Source organism: Haloferula helveola, from assembly GCF_037076345.1.
GTDB classification, from domain to species: Bacteria; Verrucomicrobiota; Verrucomicrobiia; order Verrucomicrobiales; family Akkermansiaceae; genus Haloferula; species Haloferula helveola.
The window spans coordinates 2462496-2482395 of the sequence record NZ_AP024702.1 but is presented as its reverse complement, the minus strand read 5'-3'; the positions used below and the strand labels follow the sequence as shown (position 1 = coordinate 2482395).

The following is a 19900-nucleotide window of genomic DNA, read 5'->3' as shown; positions in this document are numbered from 1 at the left end:
CGAAGCCGGGCGGTCAGGGCTCCGATATCGCCAGACGGATGAAGTATGCGGTGTGATCCAGCAGGCTTACCGTCGTTCGCAGCATCGGAATGTTGTTCGCGATCTCCGGGCTCGTTGGTAGCACGTCCCAATTCACCAGCGCCAGTGAGAGGTCCTCGGTTCCAAGCACCGAGTAGACGAGTTCGGGACGCGGAGCCGGGTAGGCGATCGTCACGTCCTGGCCCTGCCGTTCGAGCTTGGGCAGCAGGTCGACCGAACTCGTGAGCGGATCGAATCCGAGACCGTATTCGGTGTCGTTGTCCAGCCCGTCGCGGTCCGGGTCGGCGCCATCGAGTGCGTCGGGGTTCGCGGACCAGTCCAGGCCGAAGTGCTGGACGCGCCACGCGTCCATCGACGAATCCGGTCCGTCGACGCGAACGATCGTGTGTAGTCCCGAGCCGATCCACGGCACACGGATGAACTCATCCTCGACGGTGGCCGCCACCTCGAAACCGTCGATGAACACCGTCGGATCCGCCGAGGCTCCCTTGGGAATCGAGACCGTCGCCAGCACGTTGAAGGGAAGATCGACATCCATGCGGTATGAGTCGGAGGTCTTCTCCCACTTGACCGAGATGTCCCCGCGATCGGTGGGAAAGACTCCCTCGGCCCGATCAAGCGAGGCACCGAAGTCGAGCGGCTTGATTTCGACCTTTCCATACTGCGGCTCCAGCGGACGGACGCCGAGAATGTAGCGGAGATAACCTTCCAGTCCCGCCGCACCCCACGCATGCGAAAGGCTCTCGCCGGTGGAATCGGCATCCCACGATTCCCAGGTGGCGGTGGCACCAAGGGAAAGGCATCGCGCCCAGCCAAGCCACGTGTCGTTGGTGAACAGTTCGATCAGGTGCTCACCCTCCTCCGCCTCACCGACCGCGCGCACCAGCCACGGCAGCGTCACCATGCCCACGCTCATCTCGAGCTCCTTCACTTTCGCCGTCACTGATGCTTCCTGCGCCGCCGGCACCATGCCGAGGGCGAGCGGGAACATGTTCGCGTGTTGGGAAACATGGGTGCTCGCCCCGCCTCCCGAGTCGAGGCCGTCGATGTAAACGCCGTCGCCATTGATGAGCTGTGCGTTCATCGCCACCTCGAGATCATCGGCGCGGGTCCAGAACAGGTTGCGGTCGGCGATGTTGCCGAGCTCGCCGGCGATCTTCGCCATGATCTGGTAGTCCGCATACGCCCAGCCGTTGATCACGGTCCGGGCGGCGGTCATGTCGTAGCCGAAACGCATGGTCTGCGGCCAATCGACGATCCCGAACTCATACGGTCCGCTGCCGCCGGTCAGGTTGGTGATCAATCCCGTGCCGGAGTCGCGGTGGGTGTGGACGTAGTCGGCAATGTCCCTGAAGCGGGCGTAGTTCGCTGAGAGAAACGCGAGGTCGCCGGTCTCGAGATAATAGTTCCAGACCCATGTCAGGTAGGCTTGCGTGTAGTCGGGGATGTCGCGGCCTCCGTCGACGTTGGGATAGACCGCATTGATCCGGCCACGGTCGGCGGGCGCCGACCAGTGCTGGTCCATCGATTGCAGGAACTCGTGCAGCGTCCTGCGGGTAAGGACCCTTTCGTTCATCACCGGCATGGCCACCGTGCTCTGGATCGCGGCGTCACCGAGGAAGCCTCCCTTCTCGCGCGTCGGAGTATCGACATACTCCTCCTGCGCGCAGGTCAGGATCGAGTGCTTCATCAGGTCCCAGACGGCATTCAGGGTGGCGTCCGGCGAGTCGAACGAGGAACTCGAAACGTCCATCTCGCTGTGCCGCTCGATGAAGCTGAAATTCGCCGGGGTCACCGGCATCGGGGCGTTGTCGATCTGGAAATACCGCATGCCGAGGTACTCGGCCGGCTCGTAGATGAAGTTGCCGCCGTCAAGGATCGCGCGGAATGTCATGTCCGTGTTCTGGTTCTTCGAGGTGTCGATCTCGCCCGATCCATCGAGTTCATAGCCACCCCGCATCTGGATCGTCGTGCCCGAGCTGCCACCCGAGAACCGGATCCGCGGCACGCCGGCGTAGACCTTTCCGAGGTCCACCACATACTTCCCGCCGCCGAGGTCAGCGATGCTGGCGGGAGCGAGTTCGGTTTCGACAATCCGGCTGAGATCCGGAGCGAGAGTGCCGGTCCAAGGACCCGCCGGGTGGGCGCCGACTGCGTGCGCGGAACCCCACGCCGCGTCGTTGAAGGACGGCATGAACCAGTCCGGCGTCAGCTCGCGGGCATCGATCTCCTCGATGCGGCCGACTCCTTCGCCGTTGCGCTGCGGTTGTCCGCCGACCCAGGACTCGGCCCGGGACGTTTTCCATGTGCCGTCGGTGCCGATCTCGCTCTTGGTGCCGTCGGTGTAGCGGACGATCGCCTTCATGATCACGCCGCGCTGACCCGCCGGGCGCCCCTGTCCCCCGCCGAACCAGTGGGTGAAGATCGCGAACTGGTTGACCGCGTCCGCGAGCACCTCGGAGCTGATGTCGAAGGCGTTGTAGTACTGGTACTGCGGGTGATGGTACGAGGGGCCTTTACCGATCAGGGTTCCATTGCAGTAGAGCGCGTACTTGTGCGCCGCGGCGATGTAGACGGTCGCACGCTCGACGGTCTTGTCCGGAGCCACCCATTGGTGCCGGAAATACGTGTAATCATCGTTATCCGGGCTGTTGCGGCGGATCCATTCGGCACCGGCCCAGTTGCTGTCGAGCGACAGGCCGACGACGAAAGACGCCGGAGCCGAATAGGGGCCCGCGTTTCCATCGCGATCCCAAGTACGAACTTTCCAGTAGATACGGCGGTCGCTGGCCAGCGGGGCACCGGCATACGTGACGTGGTTCTGGCGGTCCGAAGCCACCTGGCCGCTGTCCCAAAGATCACCGGTGCCGGCGGCCAGGTTCGCGGCAGAGGAGGCAACAAGGATCTGGTAGGCGCTCTGGACTTCGTGGGGGTCGGGATCGTTTCCGTGCCATCCGAAGTAGGGCACCGCCGACGTGCCCACCGGACCGGTGACGTCGTCGACCCGCAAGTCGGTCGGCGCCCCGGGAGGCGAGCTCCCCGGTGGAAAAGCCGGCAGCGCGCCCGGGTCGGCATCCTTGTGAAGCGTCAGAGTGAACGTCTTCTCATCGGTCGCTCCGGCCCCCCCGGTCTCCGTGCCGCGCACTCGGACCGAGAATGTCTGTCCGTCGGCATACTGGGGGAGAGAGAAGTCGGCCGCGGTCTCGAGCTGTTCGCCGTCGATCTGGAACAGCCCGTTGTCGGTGTCGCCGGTTCCGGAAACGAGAGCGAAGCTGGAAGCTGCCGAAGCGGTGAGCGTGCCCACCTGCGTGCCCACCGGGTCGGATCCACCGAAGGCGGTGCTGTCGAGGGCGATACCGTAGCTGCCGGTTGCCGAGAGGGTCGTGACCGTCAGGTTGTCGATCAGGTGCCCGTCCTCGTTGCAGCCGACCTCGAAGTGCAGCTGCCCGGCATTTCCGTCCCAAACGAAAGTGTCGTTCGCGACCTCGACCCCGCCAATCGTGGTTAGGGCGTTCACACTCGTGCCGTCGGCAAACGAATCGAAAGCGAGATGGATCGCGACAGGCACGCTGGTGTCGTCCGCGGTCGTGACACTCAGCCCGGTGCCGAGGCTCGTTCCGCTGTCAAAGCGCTGGCAACCTCCGCTCTGCCGGATGAGGATGCCGTAGTCCGCGTCCGAGTTGTTCACACGGCTTGAGTCTCCCGAGTCCGCGTTGGTGGTGCCGATGCTCCACGCGTGCCACTCGTTACTGGCGGTATCGGTCGGCGTCCAGTCGTAGCGGATCGTCATTCCGCCCGCGGCAACCATGGCCGCGGCCCCGGAACCCCCTGCCCAGTCGTAACGGTCCGTGGCACCGGATACCGGGTCGTTCGTTTGCAACTCGAAGCGGAGGCCGCCACCGGGGGTCGATCCCGGGTAGTCGAGCGCGAGGCGGCCGCCGGAGATGTCCTGCCCTGTTCCGAAGGAACGCAGATGGGTTTCTCCAACCAGCGATCCAGACAGGCGACCGCTTGTGTCCGCGCTGTCGAAGGCTCCGTCAGCCGCATCGAAGTTGTCGCTGAAGAGCAGGCTTTCGTCCCCGGGTCCGATAATCCTCAGGTTGTCAACGGTCGCGGCGTAGTTGCTGGAGCGCACATCCGTCCAGATCCCGATGAACGCACCGGCGGAGGTAAACGAGGCGTTGGTGTAGCTGCTGACCGGATTGAGGCCGTCATCCTGGCCGACCCAACCCCCGACAAACTCGTCTTGGGAAATTCGCGTGATGTAGAGGCCCTTGAGGTTCGCAAGGTTCGCCGAGGTGTCGTTCTGCTGGCCTTCGTCCGTGGTGCCGACGAAGCGCTCGGACAAGAAGTCGTCCAAACCCGGGCGAAACGACGCCGTGAACAGGTCCTGGCGGGTGCTGGAAGTCGACGGCGGATCGGCACTCGCCTCCGCGGGGTTGCCTATCAGGGAAATCGCGAGGCCAACGTTCTCGTTGCTGTTCAGCCCGGAGACGCCAGTCAGGTCGAGGATGGCCGTTTCACCGGTTTCCAACCCGGCTGACTGGTGAAGGAACAGCGACTGGATCGCTCCGCTTCCGGAAAAGGCGGACGCCGACGTCGCCAGTTGGTTGTCGTCGCCGTCATCGATCGTGTAAGCAGGCGGGCCATCCGTGGAACTACTGTAGAGCACGTGGTAAGCCGCGTAGTCCCCGGACGTGTCGGTGCCGAAGTCGTCGGTGAATGGCGCGGCCGAGGCAAGGCCGGCAAAGGACACGGCGATGACCAACGCCTTCGCCGCGCGGCTGAGCACTGACGGGTTTTTCATGGAGAGCACGATCGGGGATCGGTGGATGGGATGACAAACTTGCATGGAACGGTGGTCAGGTCCAAAGGCGTTGGGTCGTGAAGAACGCGAAACCGCCCGCCGATCGCGCGCCGGTTCAGCGCGCGTCGGCGGGCGGGAGATGGTCGATCGGCAGATCGGCTATTCCTCGATTCGCAGGAAATATCGCGACGCGCCGCCGAACTCCGATGCCGGAACCGTGACCTGTCCCACACCGCTACCATCGGTGGATGGATTGAGCGGGGAAGCCAGCGGCACGAAGCCGGAGCCGAGGTCGGGCGACTTGGTCACGATGTAGCCGGTATTGGCCGCACCGGTGAAGTCGATGATCATATCGCCCGAGCCGTTGCGGGTCACGTTGGTGATTTCCGGCGGTGCCGGAGTCGCATCGATGATCCGGAAGTTGTCGACTTCGGCGCTGTAGCCCGATGAGCGGATGTCGGTGTAGATCCCGACATAGGCAGGCTGGCCGGCGAAGTTCGGGTTGGTGTAGCTGCCGACCTGGTTGAGCTGGAGGTTGGCGTTGTCGACCCAACCGGCGACGAATTCGGTGTCGGACACCCGGGTGATGTAAACTCCCCTCATGTCGCTCGGCGATCCGGCCTGCTGGCCGAGGTCCGTGGTGCCTTCGAAGCGCTCCGAACGGAAGTCGCCTCCGCGGCGGATGCCGGCAGTATAGATGTCCGAGCGGGCGCTGCCGCCACCCGGAGCGACCGAGGCCGGAGGGTTCGCCAGGGAGACGATCAGGCCGATCGTTTCGTTCTGCAGCGGGAAGCTGAAGTTGACGATATCGACCATTACCGTTTCACCCACCTGAAGCACCTCGCCATTGTTCGCGTAAGCAGACTGGAGGGCGCCCGCGGTGTGGGTCGGATTGCTGATCATCAGCGTGTCGCTGTCGCCCGCATCGATCTCATAGACCACCGAGCCGGTGCCCGGGTCATTGGAGAGCATGTCGCTTCCGGTCCAGCTAGCCGAGCTGTCGCTGTCAAAGCTGTCCTCGCGGAGAAGCACGAAGGCGTCGTTCAGGCCGTTCAGGTCGTCGTCCTTGAAGATCGTGAGCTCGAAGACATCCACCGAGGTTTCGCCACCGCCGTCGCCCTGGATCCGGACCGAGTAGGTCTGTCCGTTCACCGAGGCCGAGCCGGTAAAGTCGCTGCCGACCTGAAGCTCCCCACCTGCCGAGATCTGGAAGAGGGCGTTGTCGGTGTCGCCGGCTCCGGAGACGAAGGTGTAGGTCGCCGCTTGCGGGACCGCCGCGATGGTCGAACTCAGGGTGCCGATGGTCGTTCCGATCGGGTCCCCCGAGATGAAATTGGTGCCATCGATCACGGTGACCAGCGGCGGAGAAACGACAGCACCGTCGACCTCGTTGGTCAGGCCATACATGTGGAAGCTCTTGCCGGTGACCTGGGCGCTCGGGTGGGTGCCCGCATCGATCACGAGATCGGTGCCTTGCGCGGTGTAGCTCCAGCTGACGTAGCAGGCTTCGTGGTCATTATAGGTGCCGAGAGCAAAACCGGGAGCGTCCTCGGGAAAGGCCCCGAAGGCTTCCACGACTTCCGCACCGTTGGTGAAGGTGAGGTCGATCGGGCGATTGGAGCCGGGTGTCCACGAGCGGATGTAGAGACGGACGATGTAGTCCTCACCCGGGGTCAGACCGGACAGGGTGAAGGTCTGGGACTCGCCCGGATCACCGCCGTTCGTCGAGTAGGTCATCGTGCTCAGCAGGTTGATGATATCCGTGCCGGTCACGCCGCCGGTGGCGGGGGTCCAACCGCTCAGGTTGGGTGAGGTCACATTCGAGCGGGTGTTGCCACCGCTCGGGGTCCAGTCGAGGTTGGCGACGCTGTTCGAGGTGGTGAGCACGTCGAACAAAACTCCGTTCACGGTAGCAGCTCCACCGCCACTGACCTTGTGGGTATAAACCTTCGATGCAAGGATATCGCTGCTGGCGTCGTCGGTGATCGGGACGAGGCTCACACCGGGAGCGATCGGAAACTCGGCGTCGTTGTCGGGATCGGTGCCGAGCGCCACTTCGAATCCGTCGCGGCCGCCGTCACCATCCGTGTCCGGATCGTAGGGATTGGTGAGGAGCGTGTCCTCCTGGGCATCATCGAGACCGTCACCGTCGGTGTCGGCAAGGGTCGGGTCCCCGAGGGCGAGGTCCACCTCATCATAGTCGCTCAGCGTGTCGCTGTCGGTGTCCGCGTTCGTCGGGTCGATGTCCGGATAGGCTTCGGGAGAGAATCCCGAAAGTCCGACACTCAATTCATACTCATCGATGTCGTAGAGTCCGTCGCCGTCGAAGTCACCGGTTCCGGCACCCGGGCCCGTGCCGAACGCGGTGCCGTCGAGAACGGTCAGGTCGTCCGGTTCGGTCCAGCGGTATTCCCACTCGTCGGGAAGGTCGTCGTTGTCCGAGTCGGCTTCGCCGATGCTCGTGACTTCAAGGTTGTCGACGTAGAGGGTGCCGGATGCGTAGCGGTAAGCGCCGAATTCCCAGCGGAAGTCGTCGGTCGAGTCGAGGGTGAAGCTCTCGTTGAGGTACTCCACTCCGCCAACGGAAACCGTAACGTCCACCGTTTCTCCCGTGTTGAAGGACGGGAAGACCATATTGATCTCCAGCGGAGTCATCGTACCGCTCGACAGATTGGAGTTGTAGTTGGCAACGGTTCCCGTGGTCGTTCCGAAGAAGCTGATGACCCGGTCGCCTTCGAGGCGCAGACCATAATCACCGGTCTCGTAGATCTTTTCGACCGTCGGGTCGGAGTTCGGGGTTCCGAAGGAAAAGCCGAGCCAGTCGTTGTTGTTGGTGATGTTCGACAGGGCGAAGTCCATCCGGATACGGAGTCCGTTCTCGGTGAGGATCGCGGAGCGTGTGGCCCCGGCCGGATCGGCCCAGTTGTAGCGGTCCGTGGCACCGCCAAACCGGGCTCCTGCAGCCGCTCCACCCGACTTGTTCACCTTCAGGGTGTCGTTCGAGAGTTGTTGGGTTGCGGCGAACGACTCGAGATCGTGGGTCGCGGGAACAACGCCCGAGATCCCGGAGAGATCGGTGCGCGAGCCCAGACCGATGTTCCCACCGTCATCATCCGTATTGTTGAAGTTGTCGGAGAACAGATTCGTCTGGGAGGCGAGGAGCGAGCCCTGGGACCACGCGGGGGTGGTGAGGAGCCCGGCCAACATGATAGGAAGGAGAGGGTTTTTCATGGGTTGCTTGAGGGTTTCCTGATGGGTCTTGGTTGGGTCGTGTAGCGTTGAAGACTGTAGGTGGATGGCCCGGTTCCTCCTATACTCCGAAGGGACTACCCATGGTGGGTAAGGAGGTCGGGGCGCGGTCGGGAGTTAGCGTTGCCGGCGGCGGCGCAAGACAGTCGCGCCGGCTCCCACGAGCAGGACTGCGAAGGTTCCCGGCTCCGGAACCGTTCCGATCGACAGATTGTCCATGAAGCTGTCACCCCCTGCGAACGGGCTCGAGCCGATCTCCCAGCGGAAGTCATCGGTCGAATCCAGCGTGAAGGACTCGTTGAGGTATTCGGTGCCGTTGATCGAAACCACCGAAGTGACGGTTGAACCCGAGGCAAACGAGGTGAATCCGAAGTCGATCGTCACCGGCACGAAGGTGTTGTTGCCGATGCTTGAGTAGCTCACGTTGCTCAGATCGGTTCCGCCGTTGACGAAGCTGATCACCCGGTCGCCCTCGATCCGCAGGCCGTATTCGGCTTCATCGCGGTTGTAGGTCCGGGAGTCGGAGCTGGCGGGGTCGCTGTTGGCCGTGCCGAAGCCGAACGCGATCCACGAGTTGTTGTCGGTCGCGTTCGAGGTGGCGTAGTCGAAACTGATGCGCAGGGTGCCGTCGGCGAGAATCGTCGCGGCGGTGCTGCCGGTTCCCCAGTTGTAGCGATCGCCGGCTGCCCCGAAGCGCAGGCCGGCCGCGATGCCGCCCGGGTCGCGGACCAGCAGGGCGGAGTTCCCGGAGAGCTGCTGCTGTTCGCCGAAGGACTCGAGGGCGTAGGAGCCGCCGAGCGTGTTGACTTCGGGAGCGGAGGCTCCATTGAAACTGCCGTCGCTGCCGGAAAAGTCGTCGGCATAGAACAGCGTGGCGGCGTCGGAGGAGGCCACAATCGCGGTAGCGCAGGCGAGACGGAGGAGTAGCTGGTGGTTCATGGGTTTTTCGGGCAGTTGACGCCGGAGAGGGATCTCCCGCTTTCTGGATTTCCCGAATCATGCGCAGGTACGGTCCGATCCGCTCAATACTCCACGAGGGGTAGATTCGGGTGATCCCCGCTACCTCACGGGGGCGGGTTTCGACTCCGACAGACCGGCTGTCGATCCGCTCGACCCGATTCGGCTCGGTCGGCGTCTGGAATCACGTCTAACCCCTTCCACGCGGAGTTCGACTGCCTTCCTCAAGGGCTGGGGCGGGACTCCTGGCTCAGGGAGCCACCACGTGAACCACCACCCGCTGGTAACGCGTCAGACTCGGTGACCCGCCATCCGTCACCTCGCAGATCATGTGGATCGTGTTCCCGGGGACCGCACCGGCGGGAACCGCGATGGTGGCCGTCGATGAGGGAGTGGAAGGCAGGGCGGCTCCCGGGTAGGAATCGGCCTCGAAGTAGTTCCACCACATGAAGCTCAGCGCGTCGCCATCGGGATCGCTGGTGGGGGTGGCATCGAGTGTCACCACCTGCCCGGGGACGGCATCGATATCGAGCGGCGTCTTCAGCCGGACGACCGGGTGGTGGTTGGCGGACGCGTAGTCCATCACGCACCAGTCGGCGCGCGCGGCGAGGTCGTTCTGCGCGTCGTCCATCCAGCGCCAGATGGGCTTGAAGTATTGCTCGCGGTCCGGCTTGGCGTAGCCGAGCAGCGTCTTCGCCCAGCTGTTGTGAATCGACCGCCACTCCCCGGCCGCCGGGTTCGGATAGTTCCAGGTGCCGCCGGCGGCGGGCCGCGGATCCATCCAGACATTGTTGCGGCCGGGCACATTGACGTAGCGACCGCCCCACCCGCCGAAGCCTGGCGATTCCATGCTGCGCAGGCCGTTGGGAATGGTGTGCAGGAACGCCGGTGAGTCGCCTTCCGCGTTGAAGGCTCCGCCGCTGTTCACGTAGGCGGCGCAGAGCGCACCGTGACCGGTGACGATGTTGGTCGATGCCCAGGGTGAGTTGAAATGGCTGGCCTTCAGTGAATCCGGAAGGTCGTTCCCCCATTCGTAGGCGATGCAGTCGAACTGGTCGGAAATGATCGTCGGGATGTTCAGTGATTCCCAGTTCGGATAGATGTAGTCCTTGTAGCTCTGGTCCTGTTCCCAGATCAGAAAGAGGCGGAGCTTGGCGGCGACTTCCGCCATGCGTGCCGGGTGGTCGTCCTGGATGATCTTGAGCGCGGCCGCGAGCGTGTTGCAGCCACCCCATGCCTGCACCCAGACGGGACGCGGGTCGGTGTCATCAAGGAGGATGTCCACGATGAACTCGGCCCCTTCGGTGCGGGTGTTGTATTCACCGACGGCACTGATGTTGCCGACCTTGCTGCGGCTGAGCAGGAACTCAGGCGAGGGGTAGTTGGGGTCATGGAGCACCAGGTTGTCGTAGACCTGCCCATACAGCGCGATGTACTCCTTGAACCATTCAGTCCGGTGAAACGCGTTCCAGCCGGTTCCGCCGACCCAGTGGAACTGGGAGCTGCTGCTCACGATCGCTTCGACGTCGAATTCGTTGCTGGTGAGAAGGAAGCGCACCATCGAGGCTTGGTCGTCCTCTTCGCCGTCGGTGGTCACGATAACCCGGGGGCGGTCCGCTTCTTCGGCGCGGACCCGGAAGAATTTCTTGGGATCCGCTCCCACGGGCGCGGTGAAGCGCAGCTCCTGCACCATGTCGTCTTCGCTCAGGATCTCGGTCGTGCCGGCGGCTGGAGACCAAGGGCCGACGAGGTCGCCTTCTTCCACCGTGAGATTCAGGTCGGGAACGGACTTCGCCTTGCGGTAGGTGAGGCTGAGATTGGGCCCGGACAAATCGAACAGCGGCAGGAGGTCGGTATCGCTGACCAGCGGGTTCATGTAAAAGTAGCGCTCGAGCTCGTTGCTGGCGCCGTCGAGATCGAAGTCCGCATCGTCCGCGTAGGGGCCGGTTTCGTCGATCGTACCGAACTCGTCCATGCGCCACTGCTGTTCGGGCGTGAGAGGAGTGACATTGGCCGCCGTGGAGGCACCGCTTTCCGTCATGGAGCTGACGGCGGTCACCTTGTAGTCGTAGTTCGTGCCGCCTGCTGCCGTGCTGTCATAGAAGGTGTTGCCCAGAACGCCGGTCGCAATGGTCACATAACCCGACCCGCTATCACGCATGATGTTGAACCGCGTCGATCCCGGCTGCTCGTCCCAGGTGAGGGTGACGAGGCCGTCCTCGGTCGTGACGACCAGATTCGTCGGAACCGAAGGAGTAACCGGTTCGAAATACCACTCCTGGTTCAAGCTGCCGGTGTTCGTCCATTGCTGGACGTTGGCACCGTCGGCGAACGACAGGTTGACGACATCCAGCACTTTGCCGCTGTGCACCGAGCCGACGGTAAAGGTGTTGTAGATGTCACCTCTGGATTGGATCACCCATTGCTGGTTGGCTCCGCCTCCGTGAGTCCAGGTTTTGATGTCGCCGCCATCCACCGTGCTCCATCCGAAGACATCGAGCGAGAAGGCGTAATCCAAGGCACTCCTGATGGAATACGTGTCACCGGTGAGGTGCTCCACAACCCATTTCTGATTGTCGCCGCCGTTGGGTGCCCATTGCACCACGTTGGCGCCGTCGGAGGCGACCGCTCCGAAGATATCCAGCGCCTTGCCGCTGTTTCGGTTGATGATCGTGTAGGTGCCGTCTTCCAGATCGGGAGTCGGTTCTTCGATCACCAAACTGGTGGAACGAGCCTCGACTGTCGCGGCATCCATGGAGCCGCGGTAAACGTTGAATTCATGGATTTCCCCAATCCAGGTGGGGTCGGCCAGCCATGCTCCCCGCGCCAAGGTCGCCAGTTTGGTGGCGGTACCCGTGTTGATCGGGAAGGGGCCGTTGCGGGGCAGATACCCGTAGAGTTCTCCATCGAGATAAAAACTGAGCCCTTTCTCCGTCAGGACGCTGACGACATGGTGGAATTGGCCGTCATCGATTTCCGGTCTCAGAATCACCGTATCGATGATTCCGGTCTCGTGATAGCCAGGCCCGGAATATTCACACACCGAATTGTTATCGGTGCGCGTCAGGCCGACAAAATAGCCACGAGCTCCGCCCTCATTGCCGAAATGCATAAGATAGGTCCATTTGCCTGAGTTCTGCCCGTAGGACGTGGTCACGAAAGCTTCCAGCGTGATGGCATCATAGGAGTCGAAATCGAAAGCGTCCGGATCGAACGAAAGGTATTGGCCCTGTGCGGCAGTCACCAGCGCACCGTTACTGATAGAGGCGCCACCCTGGAGCGTGCCATGGGCGCCACCCGCCAGATCGTTTGCATTTCCTTCAAATGGATAGTGGTGCGTGGCGGCGATGACTTCGACGGTGTAGAGGGTCGTGGTCGTGCCATCGGACACTTCGATTTTCCCCATGCCGCGGCCGCCGGTCAGCGGGATGTTGATGTTGCCGCCATTGGTGACCGTATGGCCGCCATTCGCGGGAGTCGCGGTGAGATTGACCGACGAGGCCGCGCCGGCGATGAACACCTTGTAGTTGAAGCGGCCCTCTTCGAAAGTCAGCGAACCCGTGTCGATCGTCAGGTCGCTCAAGGTGGGGATGTCGCCATAAAAGGTGATTTCGGCGAGGTTGCAGTAGCTGTCCGCAGGAGCGCTGTACCAAACATACCGGAAGCTTGCTGTCGATGGGATGGGCAAACCGGTCGTGATCCCGTCGGCGGGTGCCGTGGCGATGGTGCCCAGAGTGGTGTAGGGGGTCAGGGTCGCGCTGTTCGATCCCCGGATTTCCCCTCCGACCATCCTCCCCGCGAATCCCGGTCTGGGAGCGAACGTGACCCAGCCGAGGCTCTTTTCGTTGCCCGCTCCGAAATCGTATCCGACATAGCCGCCCGATGCGGTCGGGGCATCGACGAAGGTCAGCAGGTTGCTGTCGAGCGCCGCGGTGATCGTGGTGGCAGGATCATTGTTGAAGGAGCCCGCATGGCCGATCGGCGTGGCACTGCTCAGTTTGATGTCTTCGTAGAATTCCAGCTCGGCGATGTTGCAGTAGCCGTCGACGGGGCTCGCGTAATAGACATACCGGAAGCTCAAGTCCGAGGAGATCGGCAACAAGGTCCTGACCCCTTCCGCGGGTGCCGTGGCGATCGTGGCGAGGGTGGTATAGCTGGCCAGGGTCGGATCATTCGATCCCCGGATTTCCCCGCCCACCATCCGGGCCGGGAATCCCGATCCCGTTCTTGGAGCATAGCAAACCAGCCCGAGGTTGACCTCATTGCCCGCCCCCACGTCATAACCGACATAACCGCCGGATCCGGACGCCGCGTCGACAAAGGTCGCAAGGTCGCCATCGAGTGCCGCCCCGATCTCGGTTGCCGGATTGTTCCCGTACGAGCCGGTATGACCGATAGGCGTTCCGGTCACCTGGTTCTGGGCGTGAGCACCGAACGGTGTGAGGGAAAGCAGGAGCACGAGTGCGCAGTGCCCCAAGGGGGATGTTCTTTCGGGTTTCATGGGTTCCTTCCCTCGCTTGACGAGGGGCTTGCTGAGCAGGCCATTGCTTGAAGTGGCCGTCGTGGGTTTTCGGGGGGCGTCTCCCATTCACCGCTTCGCGTAGAATGGGGAGCTTTTGCCGGAAGAACGCGGTTCGATGCGGTCTTCCGACATTCTCGGCGAAAATTTCTGGCTGGAAGCGCGAGCAGATCGGAAAGGAGTTCAGCGGAGGACCTTGAGCCGCATGAAGCGCTTCGGGTGGGCGGGATCGTTGACGGTAACGACATCGGTCACCTCAACGGCCCGGATGTCGCCGGTGCCCGTCTCGCTCACCAGCGCACTTGGGTCGGTGGCGACGAAGGCCGCGCCGTTCTCACTGCGGGCGATTTCCGTCCAGCCGCCGTCAAGTCCGTCGGAGACGGTGACGATGAGAATCAGGTCGGTGGCCGCGGTGTTGCGGTTGAAGGAAATCTTCAGTTTGCCGCCGGCGGTGGTGCCTTGGACGGGAGATCCATTCGCGAGGTTCGGGTCGGTGCCGGTTGCGTATTCGATCACGTTCACGTTGCCGTCCTTCTCGACGTCGATGTCGTCGCCGGACACGGCAAGGTTGTCCCAGTCGACTCCGAAATTCGCCTGCCGCCATGCCTCGGTCGGGGTGATGTCCGGTGTGAAGACGAGGGTAACCGAAGTCGCGTCTTGCTGGAGGGCGAGCGTTCCATAGTCGGTAAGGATTCGTCCGCCGGGATCATTGCTGACCGCTCCGAGGGTGAAGCTGCCACTGACGCTGGAGCCTGTCAGCACCGTCCACGAGCGGACTTGCGTCCAGAAGATGTCATCGAAGGCGACACCGCTGCCCGGAGCATTGAATGAGACATCGAGCGCCGCGCCGGAGGCAATCGTAACGGCACCGGAGGCAGAGACCTGATCGAAGCTTCCGGGGGAAACGCTGTTGGCGGTAAGTTCCCACTTCAGGACCGAAGCGGCTCCATAATCGAGCGTGCCACCGAAGTCCTGCTCGCCCGCACTCGCCCCGGGACTGTGGGTGCCGTTGATCGTGACCGGCCCGGCTATCGTACCGGTGCCGCCAAGGGTGGCGGCGCTTGCGACGGTGACGGTGGTGTTGCCCAGCGAGCCGTTAACCAGCGTCGTGCCCGTGTCGAGCAAGGTCGGCCCGGTGTAGGTATTGGTGCCGGAAAGGACGAGCGTCCCGCTGCCGCCGTTCTTGGTAAGTGCGCAGGTACCTTCGCTCGACAGGTCGGTGATGGACCCGCTGAACGTGAGCGTCCGGCCGGGGTCGATGTCGATCGCATTCCCCGTACCGAGACCGACATTGAGCGCCGTGACCGAAGAGTCGGCTGTCACCCGCAGCTTGGCGCCCGCGACGCGCTTGAAGTTCCACGAACCCCACGCGGTGCTGGGTCCACCTGCCAGGGTGCCGCCTGCCAGGGTGACCGTGCCGACGTTGACATCGGTATCACTGGCATCGGTGGTGAGCAGGCCACCGGCATTCACCGTGATCGGCTTGGTCTGCGTTCCGTTCCAACCGAAGAGCCCGTTCGGACCGGCCTTGAGGATGGCCCCGTCGTTGACGGTGATCCCGCTCACGTAGCTCATGGCGCGGTTGGTGGCCCCGTTGCCGGGATTGGCAAACAGCGTGCCGCCACTCACGGTCACACTGCCGGTGTGCGTGCAGGCGCCGCCAAGTGTCAGCGTTCCGGCACCGGTCTTGACGACGTTGATCTGGTCGGCGCTGCCGTTTTGAATCGCGGAAGTCAATGTGACGTCGCCGTCGCCCTGGAAGGTTAGGGTACGGGTGCCACCCGCAGCCGACTGCAGTACGGTGGTCATCGTAAGCAATCCGCTGTCGGACTGGATGCGGTAGTCGCCGCCACCGGCCTGTAGAAGCACACCCTGCATCGTGTTGTTGCCGGAGATGTTCCGGATGGAAGGCACGCTGTTGTTCCGACCGCTAAGATCGATCCACTTGTTGAGGGTGATGTCGCCGGCAAGTTCGAGTGTGGAACTGCCGCCATTGTTGTTTCTGATGTAGATCGGTGAGCGGGCGCCGGAAAGCGCTTCGGTCGTGGTAACCAGGAGGATGCCGTCGTTGGCGGTGGTGCTGCCGGAGTCGACGTAGACCACGCCGTTGAAGGTGCTGCTGGGGCTGTTCAGGATCAGGGAGCCCGGACCCTGCTTGGCCAGCGAACCGGCGGTCACACTCGGTCCGGTCAGTTCACAGTCGATGGTGAGCGTGCCCGTGGTGACATTGAAGGTGCCGCCGTTGACGTCGAAGAAGATGCCGCGGTTGGGATCGTCGAGGGTCAGCGTCTGCGTGGTCTCGAGCGTACCCCGGTTGAACTGGAGCCATGCTCCGCCCTTGAAAGTAGGATTGCCGCCGAGGTTGGTCTCATCACTGATTCTCAACTTGGTGGCACGTCCGTCGCCGATGATGGTGGCGCCGTGGTATCCCGAGTTGTCGCCGGTCAAGGTGATGGTGTTCTCCGAGTAGTGCATTCCACCCCCTCCCACGCCGCCCGAGATATTGGCGGAAATCACCAGGTCGCCGTTCGCGCCGCGAATGTAATTCTCGGTGGCCGTCGCCATGGTGATGTTCCCGGCAAGCGTCTGCGTGCCGCTGCCCGCGTTTGAGATCGTGCTACCCGCAAGGCGCAGGTCGTTCACCGTGGTGGTGCGCGCGGCGGTGCTCTTGATGAGCATCGTGCCGCCGCCGGTGATGGCGAGCGATTTGCCCGGGAAGGAGTTGTTCGACGAGTTGGCGGGAGTGCGCAGGGTCAACTCACCGATCTCATAGTCCTGGGTCGGGTTCGGGGTGGACTGGCCGTATTCCCAACTGCCGTTGACGAATCCCGAGCTGCCGAACGGATCATTCGCCCACAGCGTGACGACCGAGTCGTTCGGGCCCATCAGGTAGTTCGCAGCGACCTGCCTGTCATTGAGCGCCAGGCTTTGGACGCGGACGTCATGGTAATCCATGTGGGCCATCTGATCGTTGCTCCACAATGAGCGGCCGAGCCAGTTGTTGACGTCCTCGAGGTCGGCAGAGCTGAAGCTGACGCTGCGGGTCTTGATCAGGGTGCCATCGCGATACCACTTGATGGTGCCTCCACCGAACGTGATGGCGTAGTGATGAATCTCTCCGGCCGTCGTGCCCAGGTTGGAATCATCGGTCTGATAGGTTCCGTTTACACCGGTGATCAATCGCTGATTGTTGAGGCTGGCACCACCCATGGCGGCGCTCAATCCGATCTGGTCGGAGCCACTGGTGACACCGGGTGCGGGGCTTGAAGCGGTCGGCGTGTATTCGCCCGCCGCGCCCGTACCATCGCCGGCCTCGGCCGGACGGCCGATGTCGACCACACGCATCCAGGTCTTTCCCGAAAGCGGCGTGGCCCAGATCTCGAGCGTCCAGTTCGGCATCCCCGAGAACATTCCGTTGGGCAGATCGATGTAAGCGGCGATCGAGCTGCCGGCCGCATTGCCGGTCGTCCCGCCGGGCAGACGAAGCGCCGTGCCGGTGAACGTCGCTCCATTGCCGCGCACGTAAGCCGTGCCGCCCGTTCCGCCGATCGACGTCCCCGCCGGCGCGGCGCCCGCGGCTTGATTGAACTGCCAGCGGTGGGTGATCGCGCCGCGATACGAGCCCCAGACCACACGCTCCCTGCGATCGGCCACGCCTTGGGCGGCGTTTGAGAGGTTGGCGACGGCGTCGCCTCCCTGGAGCGCGGTGCCGAGACAGCTCCCTTCTCCGATCAGCTGGACGCCGTTGAGCCAGATGTTGGGGTTGGAGAAATACCCTTGGGAACCGCCACCGCAGTAGTTGTGCAGCATGATGGTCTTCGGGTCTGCCCGGCCGACCCGGTGATCCAGGCCATAGTTGTGGCCGCCGGACTCGTGGGCGACGATGTTGTTCCAGAAGGAGTTCGGCTGATAGGCGGCGTAGCGGCCCGGCTGCTGGGCGACCGCGGCGATCCCGGTGTCGGTGCCCTGGCAAATGTAGGCAACGAGGTCGGCACCCGCCGCATCGGCAGCGGAGGTCACGTCGTTCAGCTCGCTGTCGCCGTAGTTGTTCAACCAATTGACGTAGCCACCGAGGGTCGAACGGTTCCCCTGCCACCAGGTCTTGTGATAGCCGCAGACCCGCATGCGGGCCGGGCTGCCGCTGACCTGGTTGATGTAGTTGGAAGCCGCGACGGCATTGGCGGTGAGTACCTTCGCGTTCTCATCGCCACCGACGCCGTCGGTGTACGAGTTGTCGAAGGCCACGAGCAGGTCCGCCTCGGCCTCCGCGAGGGACGCCGCCGGCATGCCGAGAAGCACGGTGATGATCAGGAAAAAGCGCATGGGTTTGCGGGGGGAGAACTCAGTGATCGTGGTCCGGGTTGCCGCATCTTCCCTGGACGTAGGTCGCGGGATCGATGCTCTTGACGATGATCTCTCCCGGCTCGCGCGGGTCGGCCTGGAGGTGAAGGTTCTCCGAAGGTGAACTGACCGAGAACGCCTCGCGGCCACCCCGGAACGAGAGGATCACCATCGAGTCGGGCTGCCCGACGAGCCGGCCGGCGAGCGAGCCGGAGAATCCGGACGGGTCGAGGTCGGCATGGGCCACCTCGAACTGGAGCTCCCGACCGTCGAGCGCCGGCAAGGTAAGCCGGTCGACCGTCTTGCCCTCGGCCTTGGCCCGTTGGATCGCGACGCTCGCGGTTTCGTTGCGGTAGACCAGCTGGCGCCGATGGATGCGGTCGTTTTCCTCAATCATGCGGACAGCCTCGTCGGGGCTGTGGGCCAGCTTTTGGATCACGGTCAGATCGGAGGCATCCCCCTCGGTCCACTCATGGGTGTCGCTGGTCACGGAAACCGGAAGAGGGCGCAGAGCAACCTCGGTGGGCATCGTTGCGGGAAGCGAAGGGGAAGGATCCTTCGATGGTTGCGCGGTGGAAGAGCTTGCCGCGGCTTGGTGCTTCGGGGCGGGCGCCGCGGTCGGGCTTTTGAAAAGCGCGCCACCTGCCACCACGAGGATGAGAATCCCCCCGGCGGCGATCGCGCTCGCTGGTCGTGCTTGAATCATGGCTGGGTTTTTGCCGGACGGTGCGGCCGGGGTAATCAAGGGCCGCGTGGACCTCGGCTCAACAGGAATTAGGCGCCTCCAATAAGTCTAGTGAGTAGACTCTAGGGATGCTAGGATGGCGAAGCTGCCGGAAGGATCCGGCTCAAGGAATCCGATGCCGGGCACCCCAAAACGAATCCTGATTCACGACCAGCTTGTGACCTTGCTGCGTGAGGGGATTCTCGGCGGCCGCTGGCGGGGCAGCCTGCCTCCGGAGCTGACCTTGTGCCGGGAATTTCAAGTCAGCCGGATGACCCTGCGAAAGGCGCTGGCGCAGCTCGCCAACGAGAAATGGCTCGAGTTGGGCGGCCGGGGCCGGTCGCACCGGATCGTTCGGCGGCAGCGGAAGAGGCCCTCCGTTCGGGGGCGGATCGTCCGGGTTCTGACACCGTTCCACCCCTGGATGTTCAGCTCTTCCATCCGGGAAGTGCTGGAGGCATTGAATGAGAGGCTGATGTCGGAGGGCCTCAACCTCGAGGTGGAGCATCACCCCCAACTCTACGAGCGCTTCCAGGCCTCGAAGCTCGCTCGCCTGGACGCGCTTCCCGATACAGCAGGTTGGGCGCTGCTCTATGCGACGCCGGAGATCCAGAAGTGGTTCGCGAAAAGTGCTCGACCGACCGTGGTGGTCGGCCGGGTGACCGAAGCGGTACCCCTGTGTGCCGTTTATCCTGATGTCGAAGCGCTGGCGCGGCATGCGGCAGGCCTGCTGTCCGGGCGCGGTCATCGCGAATTGGTGTACCTGATGGCGACCGTCACCAGCGCGAGCGACCGCTTGACGGCGGAGGTCTTCAAAGCGGAAGCACTGCGGCTCGGAGCCCGGGCAACCGTCGTGACCTATGAGATGGGATCGCAAGCGGTCCGAAGGGCCATTCTGGATCTGCTCGCCTCGCGGCCGAGACCGACGGCCTTTCTCGTCGGGGCGAACGAGACGGCGGTCACCGTCCTGTGCCACCTTCTCGCAGCCGGAATCCGGGTGCCCGGCGAAGCGAGCGTTCTTTCATGTGTCGATGACTACCTGCTTGGCATGACTTATCCGACCACAGCCCGGTATCGGATCAATGCCGAGGCGATGGGGCGCAAGGCTGCGGAGATGATCGTCACGCTGATCCAGCACGGTACGGGCCGGATCCGGACCACAGCGGTCATGCCCGAGTTCGTCGAGGCCGAGAGTGTTGGTGCGGGACCGGCGTAGGTGGGGTCGCGGTCCGGAGGTCGGTGATCGGGCGGGCTGGCGGGATTG

At 63.4% G+C, this 19900-nt stretch carries 7 protein-coding genes; 1 reads left to right on the top strand and 6 read right to left on the bottom strand.

Going from position 1 to position 19900, the window contains the following annotated elements:
- Positions 1 to 13 precede the first annotated feature (13 nt).
- The 6 genes from HAHE_RS09135 to HAHE_RS09110 form a co-directional block, all read right to left on the bottom strand.
- On the bottom strand, positions 14 to 4846 hold the full coding sequence (locus HAHE_RS09135) for a family 78 glycoside hydrolase catalytic domain (protein ID WP_338690383.1): 4833 nt from the start codon (positions 4844 to 4846) through the stop codon (positions 14 to 16).
- 159 nt (positions 4847 to 5005) lie between these two features.
- Positions 5006 to 8077: a hypothetical protein gene (locus HAHE_RS09130; protein ID WP_338690381.1), complete on the bottom strand. Its 3072-nt coding sequence runs from the start codon at positions 8075 to 8077 to the stop codon at positions 5006 to 5008.
- A 135-nt stretch (positions 8078 to 8212) separates the two neighbouring features.
- Positions 8213 to 9034: a PEP-CTERM sorting domain-containing protein gene (locus tag HAHE_RS09125; protein WP_338690379.1), complete on the bottom strand. Its 822-nt coding sequence runs from the start codon at positions 9032 to 9034 to the stop codon at positions 8213 to 8215.
- Between the two features lie 268 nt (positions 9035 to 9302).
- Complete coding sequence (locus HAHE_RS09120) at positions 9303 to 13553, bottom strand: nucleoside hydrolase-like domain-containing protein (protein WP_338690377.1); 4251 nt, start codon at positions 13551 to 13553, stop codon at positions 9303 to 9305.
- 201 nt (positions 13554 to 13754) lie between these two features.
- Positions 13755 to 17894, bottom strand: coding sequence for a LamG-like jellyroll fold domain-containing protein (locus tag HAHE_RS09115; RefSeq protein ID WP_338690375.1), 4140 nt, complete (start codon positions 17892 to 17894; stop codon positions 13755 to 13757).
- A gap of 19 nt (positions 17895 to 17913) precedes the next feature.
- Positions 17914 to 18618, bottom strand: a complete 705-nt coding sequence (locus tag HAHE_RS09110) for a hypothetical protein (protein WP_338690373.1) — start codon at positions 18616 to 18618, stop codon at positions 17914 to 17916.
- Between the two features lie 115 nt (positions 18619 to 18733).
- On the opposite strand from HAHE_RS09110, the gene HAHE_RS09105 reads away from it, so the two are divergent.
- Positions 18734 to 19852 carry a substrate-binding domain-containing protein gene (locus HAHE_RS09105; protein ID WP_338690372.1) on the top strand — a complete coding sequence of 373 codons (1119 nt, stop codon included), beginning with the start codon at positions 18734 to 18736 and terminating at the stop codon, positions 19850 to 19852.
- Positions 19853 to 19900 lie beyond the last annotated feature (48 nt).